Source organism: Alienimonas sp. DA493 (assembly GCF_043951915.1).
GTDB lineage: Bacteria > Planctomycetota > Planctomycetia > Planctomycetales > Planctomycetaceae > Alienimonas.
This window is the reverse complement of the sequence record NZ_JBINJD010000099.1, coordinates 1-18,904: the sequence shown is the minus strand read 5'-3', so window position 1 is coordinate 18,904 and position 18,904 is coordinate 1. Positions and strand designations below refer to the sequence as shown.

At 70.2% G+C, this 18,904-nt stretch carries 15 protein-coding genes; 3 read left to right on the top strand and 12 right to left on the bottom strand.

Annotation, left to right across the window (positions count from 1 at the left end; all coding sequences use genetic code 11):
- From ACG2DA_RS15010 to ACG2DA_RS15000, 3 genes are all read right to left on the bottom strand, one after another.
- Positions 1-1,311: DUF1552 domain-containing protein (locus tag ACG2DA_RS15010; RefSeq protein WP_395256599.1), on the bottom strand; the 1,311-nt coding region annotated here is incomplete at its 3' end.
- 80 nt (positions 1,312-1,391) lie between these two features.
- Positions 1,392-4,118, bottom strand: coding sequence for a DUF1592 domain-containing protein (locus ACG2DA_RS15005; protein WP_395256598.1), 2,727 nt, complete (start codon positions 4,116-4,118; stop codon positions 1,392-1,394).
- 205 nt (positions 4,119-4,323) lie between these two features.
- Positions 4,324-6,459: a M3 family metallopeptidase gene (locus tag ACG2DA_RS15000; protein WP_395256597.1), complete on the bottom strand. Its 2,136-nt coding sequence runs from the start codon at positions 6,457-6,459 to the stop codon at positions 4,324-4,326.
- 110 nt (positions 6,460-6,569) lie between these two features.
- Between ACG2DA_RS15000 and ACG2DA_RS14995 the strand changes: the two genes are divergently transcribed.
- Positions 6,570-7,592: an esterase/lipase family protein gene (locus tag ACG2DA_RS14995; RefSeq protein WP_395256596.1), complete on the top strand. Its 1,023-nt coding sequence runs from the start codon at positions 6,570-6,572 to the stop codon at positions 7,590-7,592.
- Between the two features lie 68 nt (positions 7,593-7,660).
- Here the strand turns inward: ACG2DA_RS14995 and ACG2DA_RS14990 are convergent, their stop codons facing one another.
- The 4 genes from ACG2DA_RS14990 to ald all read right to left on the bottom strand — a co-directional run bounded on the left by ACG2DA_RS14990 (position 7,661) and on the right by ald (position 11,699).
- On the bottom strand, positions 7,661-8,647 hold the full coding sequence (locus tag ACG2DA_RS14990; protein ID WP_395256595.1) for an acyl-CoA desaturase: 987 nt from the start codon (positions 8,645-8,647) through the stop codon (positions 7,661-7,663).
- Positions 8,648-8,812: 165 nt separating this feature from the next.
- A complete protein-coding gene (locus tag ACG2DA_RS14985; protein ID WP_395256594.1) occupies positions 8,813-9,616 on the bottom strand; it encodes a response regulator transcription factor in 804 nt (267 codons plus the stop codon).
- The gene (locus ACG2DA_RS14980) at positions 9,613-10,473 is read right to left on the bottom strand and encodes a sensor histidine kinase (protein ID WP_395256593.1); all 861 of its coding nucleotides are present in this window, start codon (positions 10,471-10,473) and stop codon (positions 9,613-9,615) included. The genes ACG2DA_RS14985 and ACG2DA_RS14980 overlap by 4 nt, the downstream gene beginning before the upstream one ends.
- Positions 10,474-10,592: 119 nt before the next feature.
- Positions 10,593-11,699, bottom strand: a complete 1,107-nt coding sequence (ald, locus tag ACG2DA_RS14975) for an alanine dehydrogenase (protein ID WP_395256600.1) — start codon at positions 11,697-11,699, stop codon at positions 10,593-10,595.
- A gap of 82 nt (positions 11,700-11,781) precedes the next feature.
- Between ald and nadC the strand changes: the two genes are divergently transcribed.
- Positions 11,782-12,720, top strand: coding sequence for a carboxylating nicotinate-nucleotide diphosphorylase (nadC, locus tag ACG2DA_RS14970; protein WP_395256592.1), 939 nt, complete (start codon positions 11,782-11,784; stop codon positions 12,718-12,720).
- 11 nt (positions 12,721-12,731) lie between these two features.
- Positions 12,732-14,786 (top strand): glycosyltransferase family 39 protein, encoded by a 2,055-nt coding sequence (locus ACG2DA_RS14965; protein WP_395256591.1) that lies wholly within the window; start codon positions 12,732-12,734, stop codon positions 14,784-14,786.
- 42 nt (positions 14,787-14,828) lie between these two features.
- On the opposite strand, the gene ACG2DA_RS14960 is transcribed toward ACG2DA_RS14965, so the two are convergent.
- From ACG2DA_RS14960 to ACG2DA_RS14940, 5 genes are all read right to left on the bottom strand, one after another.
- On the bottom strand, positions 14,829-15,836 hold the full coding sequence (locus tag ACG2DA_RS14960; RefSeq protein ID WP_395256590.1) for a glycosyltransferase family 2 protein: 1,008 nt from the start codon (positions 15,834-15,836) through the stop codon (positions 14,829-14,831).
- On the bottom strand, positions 15,808-16,797 hold the full coding sequence (locus ACG2DA_RS14955; RefSeq protein WP_395256589.1) for a lysylphosphatidylglycerol synthase domain-containing protein: 990 nt from the start codon (positions 16,795-16,797) through the stop codon (positions 15,808-15,810). The genes ACG2DA_RS14960 and ACG2DA_RS14955 overlap by 29 nt, the downstream gene beginning before the upstream one ends.
- Positions 16,798-16,889: 92 nt before the next feature.
- On the bottom strand, positions 16,890-17,474 hold the full coding sequence (locus ACG2DA_RS14950) for an acetolactate synthase (RefSeq protein ID WP_395256588.1): 585 nt from the start codon (positions 17,472-17,474) through the stop codon (positions 16,890-16,892).
- Positions 17,475-17,487: 13 nt separating this feature from the next.
- Positions 17,488-18,111: a carboxymuconolactone decarboxylase family protein gene (locus tag ACG2DA_RS14945; protein WP_395256587.1), complete on the bottom strand. Its 624-nt coding sequence runs from the start codon at positions 18,109-18,111 to the stop codon at positions 17,488-17,490.
- A gap of 78 nt (positions 18,112-18,189) precedes the next feature.
- A complete protein-coding gene (locus ACG2DA_RS14940; RefSeq protein ID WP_395256586.1) occupies positions 18,190-18,768 on the bottom strand; it encodes a peroxiredoxin in 579 nt (192 codons plus the stop codon).
- Between the last annotated feature and the right edge of the window lie 136 nt (positions 18,769-18,904).

Here is an 18,904-nt window from a genome sequence, read left to right as displayed (position 1 = left end):
GCCGACGGCGTCAAGCATCGTCAGGAACAGGTTGTTCAGCGGCGTGCCCTTCTCGTAACGCCGGTGCAGTCCCGACTTCACGGCCCCGCCGCCGCGGCCGGCGAGGATCAGCGGCAGATCGGAGTGGCTGTGCCGGTTCCCGTCGCGGATCGCGGAGCCGTACAGGATCAGGCTGTTGTCCAGCAGGTTCCCCTCGCCGTCCGGCGTCTCCTTGAGCTTCGTCAGGAAGCGGGCGAAGTGCTCCATCAGAAACCGATCGATCCGAGCGATCTGCTCCAGTTTCTGCTCGTTCGACTGGTGGTGCGAGAGGTGGTGGTGGCCGTCTTTGACGCCGGCCTCCTCGTACTTCCGGTTGCTGCCGGCGCTCGCCAGCATGAACGTCGTCACCCGGGTGACGTCCGCCTGGAAGGCGAGGACCTGCAGGTCGTACATCAGCTGGATGTGCTCGTTCAGCTCGCTCGGCACGCCCGGGGGCAGGTCGATGTCCGGCCGCTCGACCGGGGGGGCGGTGAGGGTCCGCTCGATGCGGCGCTCCACGTCCCGCACGCTGGTGAAGTACTCGTCCAGCTTCTGCTTGTCGGTCGAGCCGACCCGCTTGGTGAGGGAGGCCGCGTCGTCGGCGACGAGGTCGAGGATGCTTTTCCGGTCGGCCAGCCGACGCTCGACCGCGTCGTCGCCGCCCTCGGTGCCGAACAGGCGCTGGAAGGCCAGCTTCGGATTGATCTCCTTGGACATCGGCTGGGTGGGGCTCCGCCAACTGACGTTGTTGGAGTAGGCGCAGGAGTAGCCGGAGTCGCAGTTCCCCGAGTTCCGGCCGCGGTCGATGCCCAGCTCCAGGCTGGGCAGCCGGGTGCGGGAGCCGATCCGGTCGGCGGCCACCTGGTCGATGCTGCGACCGGCCCGAATGGTCGAGGAGGACTTCAGCGGGTGCACGCCGGTGAGGTACGTGGCCGCGTTCCGGGCGTGGTCGCCGCCGCCGTCGCCGAGGCTGTAGGCGTTGTGCTGATCCAGCCCGCTGAGCACCGTCACGTCGCCGCGGTGCTCCTTCAGCGGTTCCAGCGTCGGGGTCAGCTCCCAGCCGGCCCCCTCGGTCTTCGGGAACCAGCGGTCCACGTTCACGCCGTTCGGGAAGAACATGAACGACAGGCGGACCGGCCCCTTCGCCGCCCCGTCGGCCGCCTTGGCGACGCCGGACAGGCCGGGCAGCGGCATCGCCTCCAACAGCGGCAGGGCGAGGGCAGCCCCCGCGCCGCGCAACAGGGTGCGTCGCGACAGGGACGACAGCGGGGCGTGGCGGTTCAGAGAGAACACGGGGGAGCCTGCGGTGAAGGGGAAAGGTGAACGATTCTAACAGATCAACGCCGACGCCGCCGAAGCGACGCCGGCGGAGCTCAGTTGGCGGCGAGCGTCGCGGCGGTGCGTTTGCGGAACGGGTCGCTCAGCACGACGCCGCGAATCAGGTCGCGGACGCGGTGACCGTCCGGGCGGGTCGCCTCGACGACGCCGTCGACGCTGCACCGGTCGTACCACTCCAACCCGCGGCCGAGGCCGTAGGTCATCAGCTGCCGGGTGAAGTGGGCGACGAACTCGTCGGAGCGGCCGGCGAGAACCTCGATCAGCTCCGTCGCCCCGGTGAACTTTGTGCCGTCCGGCAGTTCGCCGGAGGCGTCGATCTCGTGCTTGCCGTCCTTCTCCCGCCACTGGCCGATCGCGTCGAAGTGCTCGAAGGCGAAGCCCAGCGGATCCATCACGGCGTGGCAGCTCGCGCAGCCGGGGTCTTCCCGGTGCTTGGCGAGGGCCTCGCGGAGCGACAGGTCCTTGTTGGACTCCTGCGTCTCCTCCAGCGCCGGGACGTTCGGCGGGGCTGGCGGCGGGGGCGTGCCGAGCACGTTGTCGAGGATCCACTTGCCCCGCTTCACCGGGCTGGTGCCGACCGGGTTGCTCGTCAGGGCCAGGATGCTGCCGTGCGTGAGGATGCCGCGACGCTCCTCCGGCAGAGAGACGCGACGGAACTCGTCCTCGTTCGGGTAGGGGAAGCTGCGGCGGCGACGTTCCCGCTGGAAGCGGCGGCGGTCCTTCTTCACGTCCTCCGGCAGCCCCTCGGCGTAGAGGTCCTCCATCTGTTCCCCCGTGCGGCCGTCCCAGGGGATGCCGTAGTATTCCGCCAGCCGAGGGTTCACGAAGGTGAAGTCGGCGTCCAGCATCCGCTTGACCGGCAGGTTCTCCCGCAGGACCTCGCGACAGAACAACTCCGTTTCCCGCCGCAGCGCGACCTTGGTGTCGCTCGTCCACATCCCGCCGAACTGGCGGCCGTCGGGGCTGAACTCGTCCAGCATCCCGAGGTTGAGCCACTGGGCGAAGAATCCCTCGACCAACGCCTCCGACTTCGGGTCGTCCAGCATCCGGTCGACCTGCTCCGACAGCGTTTTCGAATCCGTCAGCCGGCCTTCCTCGGCCAGGCGGAACAGCTCCTCGTCGGGCATCGAGGACCAGAGGAAGTAGCTCAGCCGACTGGCGAGCTCGTAGTCGTTCAGCCCCGCCGGCTCGCCGGGCCGGGCGTCGACCGGGTCGCGCTCGATACGGAACAGGAAGTGCGGGGAGCAGAGCATCGCCTGGAGCCCCAACTGCACGCCCTGTTCGAACGTGCGGCCGTTGGCGACCGTGGACTCGACCAGCGTCGCCAACCGCTGGACTTCAAGATCGGTCGCCGGCCGGCGGAAGGCCCGGGAGGCCAGCGGGCGGAAGATCTTCTCCGCGGCCTCCCGCACGCCGCCGGCTTCCTCCGGCGTGGTCGTGACAATCGCGGCGTGCACCGGGGGGAGGTTCTCCGGCCGCTGCCCCAGCGGGCCCTGGATCTCGATCTCCTCCAGATAGATGTTCCGGTCCAGCTTCCCGCCCTTGCCGTCGTCCTCGTAGAAGTCGTTGACGAACTTGATCTCGAGCGGCCACTCGCCCTTCTTGACCGGGATCGTCCGCTCGAAGGTCTCCGTCGTCCGCTCCTTTTTCAGCGTGACCTTCGCCAGCGGGAGGCCGGCCAGCGTGGCCTCGTACTTCGCCTTGTCCGGCCCCGCCTGTTGGGCCTGGGCGTGGATGCGGATCGTGTAGTCGCCGTCCGCCGGAAAGCGGTACGTGTCCTTGTGCCCCTGCACGGACCGATTGGCGTCCAGCTTCTCGCCGTGGTTCATGAGGGTCGTCAGATCCCCCACGATCGCCGCCTCGGCGACCTTCTCCGCGGCGGCGAGGTACTTTTCGAGCAACAGCGGCGGGAGCGTGAGCACGTCGCCCTGGTTGTCGAAGCCGTTGCCGACGTCGTCGGTGGGGAAGTGCTCGCTGAGGTTCAGCTCGACGCCCAGCAGGTCGCGGATCGTGTTGTCGTACTCCGTGCGGTTCAGCCGGCTGACGGTGACGCGGCCGGGATCGTTGTCGACCTGACAGTCGACTTCGTGGAGCACACGGTCGATCCAGTCGACGGCGGCGGACCGTTCCTCGGCGGTCGGCTGCTCCATCTCCGAGGGCGGCATCGCCCCGACCTTCAGGATCGCCAGGACGCGTTCCCACTCCTTGCGGTTCTCGCGGACGTCCTCGGCGGATTTGACGGATCCGAAATCCACGTCGGCCTCGGCGAAGTCCGGGCCGTGGCAGTCGAGGCAGTGCTTTTCAAGGAAGCTCCCGACGCCGTCGGCGAAGGTCCGCTTCGGCTCGACCATCGCCGCGAGCTTCACCCGCGGGGCGGACGTCGCCGCGGCGGGGGCGACAGCGGCCGCCCCATCCTGAATCGCTGCGGGGGCGGCCGGACGGGCGGCCCCATGAGGAGCGGCCGGCGCGGGGGTTGCCGCGACCGCCGGCTCTTCGCCGGCGGGGAAAAAGAGGATCAGCCCAATCGCCAACGCCGCCGCGACGGCCACCCCGGCGCCGACCTTGCCCCACGCCGCGGAGCTCGTGGGGGCGGAGGCCTTTTTCCGCCCGGACCGCGACGACGGAATCGACTCGAACACCACGTCCGGCTTGGCGTCCGGCACGCGCAGCTTGCGTCCGCAGTTCGGCCCCGGACAACGCCCCACCTTGCCCGCATGCCGCTCCGCAGCGGTGAACGCAACGCCGCAGTTCGGGCAAAACACGCGAATCCGCATGGGCGGCGTCAGCCTGATCAAAATTGGGGAGGACGTACGGCGGGACGCTCCCAGGGGGGGGAACGCAGACGTCGGGTCTTACGGCTCCGCCGTCGCGGGCGGGACCGTTCGGGGCTTACATTCTACGGGGCCGGCGCCGCCGGTTCCATCGAATTTTTCCCACGGGAGCGGCGATCGGACCGATCCAGCCTCGTTAGCGCGACGCCAGACCGCTGTGGCGGAGCAGCGCGTCCGGCTGCGGCGGACGGCCGCGGAACCGTTCGAACACCGTCATCGGGTCCTCGCCGCCGCCGAGGCTCAGCACGGTGTCGCGGAAGCGGCGGCCGGTTTCAGCGACCGCGGCCTCGTCGTCCAGCCCGGCCTCCTCGAAGGCGGCGAAGGCGTCCGCGGAGAGCACCTCCGCCCATTTGTAGCTGTAGTACCCGGCCGCGTAGCCGCCGGCGAAGATATGCGAGAAGCTGCAGAGCGTGCGGTCCTCCTCCAGCGGCGGGAGCACGGAGACCCGCGTCAGCGTCTTGCGGTGCAGAGCGAGGGCCGCGGCGCTGTCGCCGGCCACCTCCGGCGTGCTGTGCAGCGTCATGTCGGAGGCCCCGAAGCCGATCTGCCGGCACATCTGCGAGCCGGCCCGGAAAGTGCGGGCCTTCACGATCTTCTCGTACAGGTCCTCCGGCAGCGGCTCGCCGGACTCGTGGTGCTTGGCGAAGCCCATCAGCGTCGGGCGGTGGTAGCACCAGTTCTCCATGAACTGACTCGGCAATTCGACCGCGTCCCATTCGACCCCGCTGATCCCCGCGGCGCCCGGCTCCTCGACGGTCGTCAGCATGTGCTGGAGGCCGTGGCCGAACTCGTGGAAAAGCGTTTCCACCTCCCGGAAGCTCATCAGCGAGGGTGTGTCGCCCGTCGGCGGGGTGCCGTTGCAGACCAGATAAGCCACCGGCAACTGCAGCGAGCCGTCCGCATTCCGCCGGCGGCCGAGGCAGTCGCCCATCCACGCGCCGCCCCGCTTGTCCGCCGGACGGCTGTAGGGGTCGAGGTAGAACCCGGCGACGACCTGGCCGTCCTCGTTCTTGACCCGGAAGAACCGCACGTCCCGGTGCCAGACCGGCGCCTCGCCGTCGGCGTGCTCCACCGTGATTCCGAACAGCCGGTGGCAGAGCTGGAACAGCCCGTCGAGCACGTTCGGCAGAGCGAAGTACGGGCGGAGGTCCTCGTCGGTGAATTCGAACCGTTCCTCCCGCAGCCGCTCCGCGAGGAACCCCACGTCCCAATGACGGATCTCGTCGAGCCCGTACCGCTCCGCCAGCGGCTTCAAATCCGCCATGTCCTGCTCGGCGCCGTCCTTGGCGGCGCCCAGCAGGTCCGCGTGCAGCTTCTGGACGGCGGCCACGTCCGGGGCCATCTTCTCCGCGAGGCTGACCGCGGCGAAGTGCGGATAGCCCAGCAGCTCGGCCATCTCCTGACGGATCTGCAGGATGCGGCCAATCAGCGGTTCGTTATCGTCCTCGCTGGGCGTGTCGCCCTTGCGGCTCGCCTTGGTGATGTGGGCCCGGTAGAGCGTCTCCCGCAGGTCGCGGCGGGCGGCGTGGGAGAGGAACTGCGTCAGGGCCGGGCCGTCCAGCGTCACCCGCCACGGACCGTTCTCCGGCGTGGCCTCCGCGTCCGACGCCTCCTTCGCCTCGTTGTAGGCGGCGGCGAACAGGCGGCGGGCGGTCTTCGGCAGGCCCTCGACCTCCTCCGGCTCGGTCAGCGTCAGCGAGAACGCCTTCGTGGCGTCGAGCACGTGGTTCGAGAACTCCGTGGACAGCTTCGACGCCTCCTCGGAGAGCGCATTGAACCGCTCTTTCGCCTCGCCCTCCAAAGCCACGCCGGCCAATTCGGCGGCGAGGATCTTCTGATTGACGATCCGCTGTTGAACGCCGCTGAGGTCCCGCCATTCCGGCCCGTCGCGGAGGGCGACGAGAGCGTCGTACAGCGGGCGGCTCTGCGACGTTTTCAGGCCGAACCGCACGATCGCCGGCAGCACGGCGGCGTGGGCGTCCCGCAGGGCCTTCGAGTTCTGCACCCCCATCAGGTGCCCGACCGGCCCCCAGATCTTCTCGAACGGCTCGAACAGCCGGTCAGTCGCCGTCACGGTCGCGGCGTAGGTCGGCTGCACATTCGCCTCGATCTCCTCGAACCCCGCGGCGGCCGTTTCCAGCATCGCCGTGACGTCCGGTTCGACGCTCTCGACGGCAAACCGGTCGAACCGGGGGAGGTCCCAGCGGCCCCCGTCCGGGGAACCGGCGGCGGCGGGATCGAACGTTTCGGCGGGGGGGAGCGGTTCAGTCATGCGGCGATGGTCTCCGTCGGGACGCGGGATTGGAATAGAACCCGGGCGGGCCGCGTCAATATCCGGCCTCCCGGGAGTCCGCCCGAACTGACGCCGACGCTCGACCGCCGATGCCCGTTTCGCTTCTGCTCTGCGCCATGACCGTCGCCCCGCCCCCCGCCGGCCCGGACCCCGACCGCCCCGCCGCCGAGGCGGCGCCCGCCGGCCCGGCGCCCGCCGAGACGGCGCCCGCGGCCGGCTTCGCCCCGCCGAACCTGACGTTCCCCACCTTGGGGGGGATGCAGTTCTGGGGCGACGTGGCCCACCGGGCCGGCTGGCGCATCCAGCGACATGCCGTCACTGGGCATTACCGGTTGCTGGACGACTGGCACCTCCGCCGGGCCTGGGGCGACCGGGCCGCCTGCGAGGCCGCTCTCACGGAGGCGATCGCCGCCCGCAACCTGCCGCGGCCGGCAGGGGACGTGGTGATTCTGCTGCACGGCATGATTCGCAGCGGCCGGTGCTTCGTCCGGCTGGCGGCCGACCTGCGGGCGGCGGGGTTCACGACCGTGGTCGTCGACTACCCCAGCACCCGCCAGTCGCTGCGGGCTTCCGCGGCGATGCTGAACGAAGTCACGGACCGGCTGCTCCGCGAGGAAGACCCAAAGGCCCCCGTGCGGCTGCACTTCGTCTGTCACAGCGCCGGCGGCATCGTGCTGCGGGCCTGGGGCGCGTTGCAGGCGGAGGACGTGCCGGTCGGCCGCAGCGTGCTGCTGGGCGTGCCGAACGGCGGGGCGGCGATGGCCGACGCCCTGCGGGGGATGCCGCTGGTCGGCGATTCGCTGGACTTCCTCTGGGGCGCCGCGGCGGCGGAGATTTCGCGGGGGGCGACGGAGACGCTCTCCGTTCTGCCGGCCCCGCGGGGGACGTTCGCCACGATCGCCGGCTGCCGGGGCGTCGAGAGCGGCTACAACCCGCTGATCGAGGGCGACGACGACGGCACCGTCGCCGTTTCCGAAACGCACCTCGCCGGCGAGGCGGACCACCTCTGCGTCCGCGGGGCCGGGCACTCCTTCCTGATGACGAACGCGACGGTGCGGGCCGCCACGGTGCGGTTCCTGCGAGGCGGCCCGCTGCGTGAACCGGCCGCATAGCCCCCGAACGCAAAACGTCCCGGACTCTCGAAGAGCCCGGGACGCCGGCGGTCAGAGACGGTTTGCGTCTAGGCCTTCGCCGAGGCGGGGATCTTGTCCTTCACGTCGTAGGCGACGCCGGTCGCCTTCAGCAGCTTGATGACCCAGAAGGTCGGATCCAGTTCGTACCACTTGTGGCCGGCCCGGGCGTTGGACGGGTGGGCGTGGTGGTTGTTGTGCCAGCCCTCGCCGTAGCTGAGGATCGCCACCCACCACAGGTTGCGGCTGTGGTCGCGGGTCTCGTAGTTCCGGTAGCCCCACAGGTGGGTGGCGGAGTTGACGAACCAGGTGCTGTGGTAGGCGTAGGTCATCCGGGCGCACAGGCCCCACAGCAGCATCGGCCAGCCGCCGACCGCGTAGAGGACGACGCCGGGGAGCACCATCCACAGGCCGTAGGTCTTCTCGAAGAACTGGAGCATCGGCCGGTCCTTCAGTTCCGGCACGTACTTCTCGAAGAGCAGTTCCTGATCCCGCTTGCTGCGGTCGAGGAACAGCCAATAGAGGTGGGCCCACCAGCCGTCGTCGTGGTCGGTGTGCGGGGAGTGCGGGTCGCCCGGCTGGTCGCTGCGTTGGTGGTGCAGGCGGTGGGTGGCGGCCCAGGTGAGGGGGGAACCCTCGCCGGAGAGCACGCCGCACAGCAGCACGAAGAACTCCGCGGGGGTCCGCAGCTTCATGCTCTTGTGGGAGAGGAAGCGGTGGTAGCCCAGACAGATGCCGATCGACAGCGTCAGCCAGTGCAGGCCGACGGCGACGGCGATCGCTTCCCAGGTGACGAAGAACAGTGCCGCGACCGCCCCGACGTGCATCGCGGTGATCCAGACCAGCACCGGCCAGCTGATCCGCTTCCAGAGGTGCCGACTGTTGAAGGCGTCGAACAGGCGCTCCCGATCGGCCTCCGCCCGCTCCCGCTTCGCGGCGGCCCGCAGCTTCGCGTCTCCGTCCGCAGCCTGCGCGGGCGCATGAGCGGCGGGCGACTTCGGCGCAAGAGGAGTCTTCGGAGCGAGGGCGGCGGACATTGGGCGTTCGACTCGTGGATTCGGCGGCGGTACGGAGGGCGGGCAGCCGCCGCTCCGAGATCGTTTCGACCCACAGAGTAGGCAGACGCCGCACAACCGCCGTCAGCGAGCCGTCATGCCTCCGTCACCCTTTCGTCACTCCTCAAACCACTGCAACCAAAACACTTACGACGAACCCTCGGGCTCGAACCGGTACCCGGTCCCCCGCACGCTGACCAAGTACTTCGGATCGGACGGATCCGGCTCCACCATTCGACGGAGGCGGAGCACGAAATTGTCGATCGTCCGGGGAGTCACGTCGGCGTCCGGCGGCCAGACTTCTCGGAGAATCTCCTGCCGCGGGAGCACCCGGCCGGGGTTCTCCGCGAACAGCCGCAGCAGGGCCGCCTCCTGCGTGGTGAGGTCGTGCGTCCGCGACTTGTCGCCCCGGGCGACCGTGAGGCGGAAGGCGTCGAAGTCGACGGACACGTCGCCGAACTCCCGCACCGGCTCGCGGCCGGACGGCTCCTCCGGCGGGGCCGGCCGGGGCCGGGCCAGCATCGCCCGCACCCGGGCCAGCAGTTCCGGCAGGACGAACGGCTTCGTCACGTACTGATCGGCCCCGGCGTCGAACCCGCCGATTTTGTCCTCCGTCAGCGTGCGGGCCGTCAGCATCAGGATCGGTACGGCGGGGTCGGTGCGGCGGATCGTGCGGCAGATCTCGTAGCCGCTCATCCCCGGCAGCATCAGGTCGAGGATGATGCCGTCGAACGCCCCGTCGCTCCCCGACTTCGCCTTCGCCGACTCGAACGCCGCCAGCGCCGACGGGCCGTCCCCGGCGACCGTCACGGCGTAGCCGTCCGCCTCGAAGTTGAACCGCAGGCCCTCGGCGATGGCCCGCTCGTCCTCCACCACGAGCAACCGCGGGGCGCGATCCGAGCGACGATCCCCCGCGGACGGGCCGCGGGGCGGGGGCGTGAACGAACTCATCGGCGAACCCCCGGCAGATCAACTTCAAAAACGCTTCCCGGGCCGTCCGCCCGGTCGAAGACTCGCACCTTACCCTGCAGCAGCGTGACAAGCGTCCGTACGATGTACAGCCCCAAACCGGTGCCGCGACGGGTTCGCTCCAGTTCGTTCCCGCCCCGGTAAAACAGGTCGAAGATTTTGTTGCGGAACTCCGCCGGCACCCCGACGCCGTCGTCGGCGATGCGGGTGATCACCCGCCCGCGCTTCTCCCGCACCTCCACGGCGACCTGCGGCGGGGCGCCGCCCTGACCGCCGTATTTGACGGCGTTGTCCAGCAGGTTCCCGAAGATCGTCTCCAAGATCATCCGGCGGGCCGGCACGATCACCGAGTGCAGGTCGGCGGAGAAGATCGCCTCGGGATCGTACTTGTGGTGAGCCGCCGCGGTGGTCATCGCCCGACGGAGCAGGGGGGCGAGGTCCACGTCCTCCACCTCGACGCCGGTGCCGAGCCGTTCCAGCCGGCCGACTTCCAACAGCTGGATGATGAGGTGTTCGAGCCGGTTCAACTCCGCGGCCATCACCTCCAGACAGTCCGCCCGCTTCTCGGCCGGCATGTCCGGCCGCATCTGCATCGTTTCGAGGTAAAGCTTCGCCGCAGCCAGCGGGGTCTTCAGCTCGTGGGTGACGCTGTCGACGAAGTTCACCTGCCGGGCGTGCAACCGCACCGCCTTGATGCTGAGGATCAGGTACGCCGTCGAGCCGACCAGCACCAGTGCGAATAGCACCGTGCCCACCGTCAGCGCCGTGTACTGGTAGGTGTTCGACAGGATGACGATCCACGCCGTCATCAGCGCAATATTGAGCGCCAGCAGGACCACGCTGAGCGTGACCGGCAGATGCAGCGTGCGGCGGCGGCGGATCGGAGCGGCGATACCGCCAGCCTACCGCGGCGCCGGACCTTCACCACCTCCTTCCCTTTCGACGCCGGAGGCGCGGTTCAGAACGACAGTTCCACGAACGGCAGCCCGAACGTCTCCGCGACCGGGCGGTAGGTGATCGCCCCGCCGTGGCAGTTCACCGCCTCCCGCAGCCCGGGCTCGGCGGCGCAGGCCCCGGCCAGTCCGAGGGAGGCGATCCGCCGGACGTACGGGAACGTCACGTTGCAGAGGGCGAAGGTGCTGGTCCGCCCCACGGCGCCGGGCATGTTCGTCACGCAGTAGTGCACCACCCCGTCGACGACGTAGGTCGGCTCCGCATGGCTGGTGGGCCGGCTCGTCTCGAAGCAGCCGCCCTGATCGATGCAGACGTCGACCACCACCGCCCCCGGCTTCATCGCGGCGACGTCCTCGCGCGTCACCAGCTTCGGGGCCGCGGCGCCGGGGATCAGCACGGCACCGATGACGAGGTCCGCCTTCAACACCTCCGCCCGCACGTTGTGCCGATCGGAGTGCACAGTGATGACGTTCGGCGGCATCACGTCGCCGAGGCGCCGCATCGTGTCGGCGTTGACGTCGAGCACCCGCACCTCCGCCCCGAAGCCGGCGGCGATCTTCGCGGCGTTCTTGCCGACCACCCCGCCCCCGAGGATCACGATGTACGCCGGCGGCACCCCGGGCACGCCGCCCAGCAGGATGCCGCGGCCCTCCTGCGGGCGTTCGAGGAACTTCGCCCCCTGCTGAACGCTCATTCGCCCGGCGACCTCGCTCATCGGGGTGAGCAACGGCAGGTCGCCGTTCCGGCCGCGGAGCGTCTCGTAGGCCACGGCCGTCGCCCCGGTGTCGCGGACGGCCTCCGTCAGTTCCCGGTCCGCAGCGAGGTGGTAGTAGGTGAACACGATCTGCCCCGGCCGCATCCGCGACCACTCGGACGGCTGCGGTTCCTTCACCTTCACGATCAGTTCCGCCTCGCCCCACACGTCGGCGGCGGAGTCCACGAGTTCCGCTCCGCAGGCGGCGTACTCCGCGTCTTCGATCCCGCTGCCGAGCCCGGCTCCGGCCTGCAGGAGCACGCGGTGACCGGCCGCGGTGAGGTCTTCGACGCCGCTGGGCAGCATCGCGACGCGGTACTCGTCCGACTTCGTTTCGGTGGGAACGCCGACGATCATCTGTTGCTCAAAATTCGTTTCGGAAGGGACCCCGCCGTTCGTCGGCAAGGGCATCGCGGGCGCTCGGCGTTACGATAGGGCCGTGCCCGCCGAAATGCCCAACTTTTCCGACGCCGACGCCCGCGCCGCCGACGCGCTGATCGCGTTGGCCCTCGACGAGGACCTCGGCCCGGACGGCGACGACCTGACCAGCCGGCTGCTCGTGCCCGCCGACGCCACGGGCGGGTGCGACGTGAAGAGCCGCGGCCGCGGCGTGCTGGCCGGGCTGCCGATCGTCGAACGCATCCTGCCCGCGGTCGCCGAGCGGACCGGGAACGCCCCGCTGGAACTGCTCCCGATCGCCAAAGACGGCGAGGCCCTGCACCCCGGCAGCGTCGTCGCCAGCCTGTTCGGCCCGGTCCGCGACCTGCTGACGGCGGAGCGGACGATCCTCAACTTCCTCACGCACCTCTCCGGCGTCGCCACGCTGACCCGGCGATTCGTGGAGGCGACCGAGGGGACGCCCGCCACGATCCTCGACACCCGCAAGACGCACCCCGGTTACCGGCGGCTCGAAAAGTACGCGGTCCGCTGCGGCGGCGGGGCGAACCACCGGATGGGCCTGCACGACGCCTGCCTGGTGAAGGACAACCACCTCGCCGCCTGGCGGGAGCGGACGGGGGAAGACGGTGACCTCGGGGCTCTCGTGCGGCGGGTGAAGGGCGAACTGCCGGCCGGGGCGCTGCTGATCGTGGAAGTGGACCGGCACGACCAGTTCGCCGCCGTGCTGCCGGCGGAGCCCGACGTGATTCTCCTCGACAACCTGCCGCCCAAGGCCCTGAAGCAGGCTGTGGCAGAGCGAGACGCGGCCGGCTCGGCTGTGAAGCTGGAGGCCAGCGGCGGGGTGAATCTCGACACGGTCCGGGCGATCGCCGAGAGCGGCGTGGACCGGATCAGCGTCGGGGCGCTGACGCATTCGGCGGTCGCGCTGGACCTCGGCTTCGACTGGCACGACGCCGGCCCGCCGACGCTGCCGGCCTGATGGAGCAGAGAGTGAGGAGCCGGCCGTGGGTTCCGTGGGCCGCGGCGGCGTGGGTCGTCGCGGCGAGCCTGTGGTTCTTCACTCGCGACCTGCCGGGCCCGGCGCCGACCCGGGCCGCGATCGCCGGCAACATGCTGCTCGTCCCGGAGCAGCTGTTCGAAACGCCGGACGACCTGCCGACCGGCCTCGCCGGCGTGCTGCACCCGTGGCGGTGGGCAGCTTGGGGGACGGCGGCGGCCGTGTGGCTGTTCTCGCTTGCCCTCGGGTGGGGGCTGCTCGCAGCGGTGCGGGTCCAAGGATTGACGTCGTACGAGGCGACGGTGTTTCAGGCCGGACTCGGAGCCGGGGTGCTCTCCCTGCTGATCTTGCTCCTCGGACTATCGGGCACCGTGGATTGGATCGGGCCGGGCATGCTCCTGCTGGCTGGCGGCGCCTACCTTGTGCTTCTGCTGAAAATCAGCGGGCCGCCGGTCTTCGGCTGGATGGCCTCGACGCGGAAGTGGAACGATCGGCCGACGCTCCTCGGCAACATTGGGCGAGTTTGGCTCATTCCTGCCCTCGCCGCTGCCCCATTCTTCGTGCTGATCGCTCTCGGCTCCACCGTCCCCACGACGGAGTTCGACGCCCGCGAGTATCACCTCCAGGGGCCGAAGGAGTGGTTCCAAGCGGGGCGGATCGATCGGCTGCCGCACAACGTCTACACGCAGATGCCGGCGGGGACGGAGATGCTCACGCTGCTCTGCATGCACCTGTGCGGGGACTGGCGGGTCGGGGCGCTCGCCGGACAGGCGACGCTGGCCGGGTTCGTCCCGCTGGCGGCGCTGGCCGCCGGCTGCGTCGCCCGCCGGCTGTTCGGGGCGGGCTGCGGAGGGTTCGCCGCGGCGGCGTTCCTCACCAGCCCCTGGGCCGTGCGGCTGGCCCTGCACCCGTACGCGGAGGGGGCGCTGTGCGCCTACGGCACGCTCACGCTGTTGGCGGTCACGATCGCGGTGCGACGGCGCCGGCTGCATTCGGTCCGCCCGGCCCTGCTGGCGGGGCTGCTCGCCGGGGCGGCGTTCGGCTGCAAATACCCGGCCCTGCTGCTGATCGCGGCGCCGGCGGGGGTCGCGCTGCTGATCGCCCGCCGGGACTGGAGGAAACTCGCGGCGTTCGCCGGCGGTTTCGCGGTCTTCGCCGGGCCGTGGCTCCTGAAGAACCTCATCGAAACCGGCAACCCCGTCTTCCCGCTGCTGTGGGGGCTGTTCGGCGGGGACGGCTGGGACGCGGCCACGAACGCCCGCTGGACCGCCGCCCACTCGCCGCCAGGCTGGTCGCCGGCCCGCTGGCCGCACTGGGTCGGTCAGCCGTTGGGGCTCGACACCTTTCACACGTCGCTGCTGATCGCCTTCGCCCCGCTGGCGGCGGTGGCGGGGCCGTACCGAACCGGGCCGCGGCGGGCTGGGTGGCTGGCGGCGGCCTTGGGCGGGCTGATCCTGCTGTGGTATCTGGCCACGCACCGGATCGACCGCTTCTGGGTCCCGCTATTGCCGGTCGGGTGCGTGCTGGCCGGGGCCGGGCTTCGGTGGGCGACGACGCGGGAGGAATGGCCGGTCCGCGTCGCCGCTTGGACCGCTGCGGGGGCCGGCGTGTTGTTCAACCTCGCCGTCTGCGTCGGCGGCATCGCCGGGGAGGTCCCGTTCTCCGCCGACCCGAAAGCCGCCGGGCCGTGGGTGGAGCGACGGACCGCCCCGCTGATCGCCGCCTTGAACAGCCGCTTCGGGCCGGAGGACTCGGTGATCCTCATCGGCGAGGCGCAGGTGTTCGGGGCGGAGTTCCAGCCCATCTACGCCACTGTCTGGGACGACCCGCCGCTGGCCGACCCGGACGAACCGCTGCCGCCGGACGTCGCCGCGATCGCGGTAAACTGGGCGGAAATCGCTCGCTACCGGAACAGCTACGGGTTCGCCCCGCGGGTCGTGCCCGGGTTCCTGGAGGAGCGGATCGCTCGCGGCGAACTGCGGCCGGGCGAACCGATCGTGGTGGAGGATCGCGTCGTCGGGGAACTGTTCCTCGTGCCCGGTTCATAGAGCCGCGACCGAGAGGGAGCGGCCCTCCGCGGTCGCCGCCGGCTAGAGACGCTCCCTCACGGTCGCGGCTCCAAATGTGGGTTCGTCGGTTTCGACGACCCGGTCCCGCGTCCGCTCCTTCACGCTGTAGCTGTCCCGGTCCCGGGTGACGTAGCTGACCACCAGTTCCGCCAGCAGACCGAGGCTCAGCGCCTGGGCCCCGAGGAGCAACAGGGCGATTGAGTAGAGCAGCAGCGGCCGCCCGCCGATCGGTTCCGGTTCGCCGAGGCCGAGCACGTTCATCGCCACCCAGGCGCAGGCGAGGTACGCCAGCCCGAGAAAGCCGAGCGCGAACGAACCGAGGCCGACGGCCCCCAGCAGGTGTTGCGGACGCTGGCCGTAGCCGGTGAGGAAGGTGACGGTCAGCAGATCGAGCAGCCCCCGCAGGAACCGCCGGACGCCGTACTTGCTGTGCCCGTGGACGCGGGGCCGGTGGTTGACGCTCTGCTCCGCCACAGAGAAGCCGCGGGCGTGGGCCAGCACGGCGATGAACCGGTGCAGTTCGCCGTAGATGCGGATCTCGCTGGCCACGTCGGCCGTAAACAGCTTCAGGCCGCAGTTGTGGTCGTGCAGTTTCAGGCCGGTCAGCAGACCGACGAGTCCGTTGAACACCTTGCTGGGGAACGTTTTGCCGAAGGGATCGAGCCGGCGCTCCTTCCAGCCGTTGACGACGTCGTAGCCCTCCTCGTGCTTCGCCAGCAGGGCGGGGATTTCCGCGGGGTCGTCCTGCAGGTCGGCGTCCATCATCAACAGGAGCCGACCGCTGGCGGCCCGCATGCCGGCGGTGAGGGCGGCCGCCTTGCCGAAGTTCCGCCGGAACCGCACGCCGCTGACCCGTTCGTCCGCCGCGGCCAGCCCCTCGATGATCTCCCACGACCCGTCGCGGGAGCCGTCGTCCATGAGGATCATCTCGAAGGCGAGGTCGGCGTCCTCACAGGCCCGCGTCACCTGGCGGTGCAGTTCGGCGAGGCTGTCGCGCTCGTTATAGACCGGGACGAGGATCGACAGCATCGGCGGCGGGCGGGTCTGGGGGGGAACCAGCGCGAGAGCCGGGGGGGGAACCGGCGGGCGGGACCCGGCGAACGTAGTACAGCAGCGCGGCCGCGCACAACTCGCTTGCCAGCCAGACCAACCGCAGCACGACCGCCGCGGCGACCGCCGACGCCCCCACGCCGGCCCGCGGGGAAAGGGTTTCAATCAGGATCGCCTCCCGCACGCCGACCCCGCCGGGGGCGAACACCGCGGCGAAGCCGGCCGCGGTCGCCAGCCCCGCCGCCCCCACGCAGGCCAGCAGATCGGCGGCCTCCGCCGTGCCGCCGACGGCCCGCACGCAGCACCACAGGCTGATGCCGTGCCAGACCCAGCCCACTCCGCACGCCGCCAGCCCCACGGCCAGCACGCCGGGGGCGAATCGGACCGCCTCCCGGGCCTCCGCGGGCGCCAGTTTCACAGCCAGTCGGGTGAACAGAGCGGCCAACACGGGCAACGCCAACGCCGTGCCGACCGCCACCGCGGCGACGGCGATCAGCGGCCGTTCCAGCAGGAATCCAAAGCCCGGAAACCGATCGAGCCGCTCGCCCGCCTCCGTTCCCGCGAGTCCCCACGGGAGCAGCGCCACGCCGACGGCCGCCCCGGCGCCCATGGAGATTAGCGTCTCCAACCCCGCCGCGAGCGTTCCCACGCCGAAGGTCCCGCCCCGGCCGACGATCAGCCGCCCGCGAATCACCAACGCCAGCGCCTTGCCGGGCACGTACTTCCCCAAGTGCCCGCAGTAGTAGGCGCGGGCGGCGTCAGCGTAGCCGACCCGCTGGCCGGCTCGTTCCAATAACAGTCGGAAAACCCAGACGCTCGGCAGCCAACCGGCAAGGTACGCCAGCCCGGCCGGCAGCAGCCAGACGGGGTGCAGATCGAACGGCCGCCGGGCCGCGTCCTCCCACAGTCCGACCGCCCGCCAGCCGACGAAGGCCACCACCGCCAGCGTGAGCCCCCACTTCAGCGGACGAACCCACCAGCGAGCCGCGGCGGGCTCGTTGTCGGGGGAGGCGGCGTCGGGGCGGCCGGCGATCAGTCGAACCGCGACTTCAGATCGCCCTCGGTCACGACCGTCAGCCGGCTGTTCCCGAGGACGGCCAGGGCGAGGTCCACGTCGTCCACGTAGATCGCCAGCCCGCCGCGGGGCGTGTCCGGCAGGGCGATCGTGTAAGCGTAGTGCACGTCCAACTCGGCCCGCAGCAGCGTGCGGCAGGCGTCGGTGACGGGGCTGTCGACGTTCGGCAGTTCGACGGCCACGACGTCGGACTCGAAAAAGCAGAACCCGGACAGGTCGAACAGTTCGTGGGCCCGCTCGTAGTCGTCCACGATCAAGCGGGCGACGGCGGAATCGGCCGCGTCCTGGATCGAGAGGCCGACGATCCGCAGGTGAGCGTCTTCGACGGTGCGGGTGAGGTCGGCGAGTTTGCCGACGCGGTTCTCCAGAAAGACGCTGAACTGCCGCAACGCCGCCCAGTCGCGGCCGCGGGCCGTCGCCGGGGGAGCGATCGTGCCGACGCCGCCGCCCGACGAATCGGCGTCGCCGTTCTGCGGCGGCGGGGGGGCCGTCGTCTGGGAGCCGCCGCCGGAGGGGGCTTCGTCGTCGCGTTCGAGACTCATTCGACCGGTCGCCTCAGGCCTGAGCGGACTTGGTAAACTGCACGCCGCTGTACACGACCGCCGTGACCTGGATCGCCTCCAAGATCGCCTCCGGCTCCAGCCCGAGAGCCCGGGCCTTCTTCACGTGTCCGGCGACGCAGGGCTCGCAGGCGTTGAGGTCGGAGATCGCGGTGTTAATCAGTTCGACCGTCTTCTCGTCGAATGACGTTGCTTGAAAGGCGTGGGCCCGCAGGCCGACCGGCAGGCCGTCGAACAGGTCCGTGCCGGAGAGTTTGCGGAACTTAAAGAAGGTGTTGTAGGTCGCGTTCGTCGCCACCAGGGCGGCGACGTCCGTGATCTCCTCCTCCGTCACGCCCTCCTCCTTCAGGAGCCCGGTGTAGAACTCCGTCCAGGGACCGCTCGCCTCTTTGAGCGCGACCGACAGGGCGACAAGCAGTTTCGTCCGCCGGTCGAGCTTGCCCTCTTTCCAGACGAACTTCTTAAAGTTCATATAGAAGTCGCCCAGCAGGGCGGGGGCGCGGCCGAGCGTCAGGAACGCCTCGGGCACCGCGTCGGCGCCCAGCATGTCCTTGAGGCGGTCGTAGGTCTGCGCGGCCTTGTCGGCGGCCTCGCTTTCCGGCAGGGGGGAGATCGGCATGGGCTCGGCGGGGCGGGCGGAAAACGAAAACGAGCCGCTCCCGACCAAGGGGGAGCGGCTCTCAGAAATCGCGACGGACTAGTCGAGCGTGCTCTCGCCGGCCTTCCAGTTGCAGGGGCACAGCTTGTCGGTCTGCAGGGCGTCCAGCACCCGGAGCACTTCCTCAACGTTGCGGCCAACGGACAGGTCGTGCACCGCCATCCAGCGGACCACGCCGTTCGGATCGATCAGGTAGATGCCGCGGTTCGCCAGACCGGCGTCCTCGTCGAGCACGCCGAAGGCCTTCGCGACCTTCTGGCTGGTGTCGGCCAGCATCGGGAACTTCAGCTTGCCGAGGTCCTCGTGCGAATCGCACCAGCCTTTGTGGGTGTATTCGCTGTCGGTGGAGCCGGTGAGGACTTCGCAGTCCCGGTCCTCGAACTCGTCGAGGGCGTTGTTGAAGCTGACGATCTCCGTCGGGCAGACGAAGGTGAAGTCGCGCGGGTAGAAGAACAGGCAGACCCACTTCCCGCGGTAGTCGGACAGCTTGATCGTGGGGAACTGGGCGTCCTCGTCACCGTCCTTGCGGCGATCGTAGGCGGTGACTTCGAAGTCCGGGGCGGGCTTGCCCACGCGGACGAAGGCGGGAGCGTCGGTCTGTTCGGCGACGGCGGGCATATTGCGTGCGGGAACGTGCTGCGATGGATGGACGCCGGGCGGATGAGCCCGGGGCGGCGCATGTTAGGACCGAACTCCCGGGACTTCCACGGGCTCATTCGCTCTCGGGCCGAACGTGAAGCGTCCCGGCCCCTCG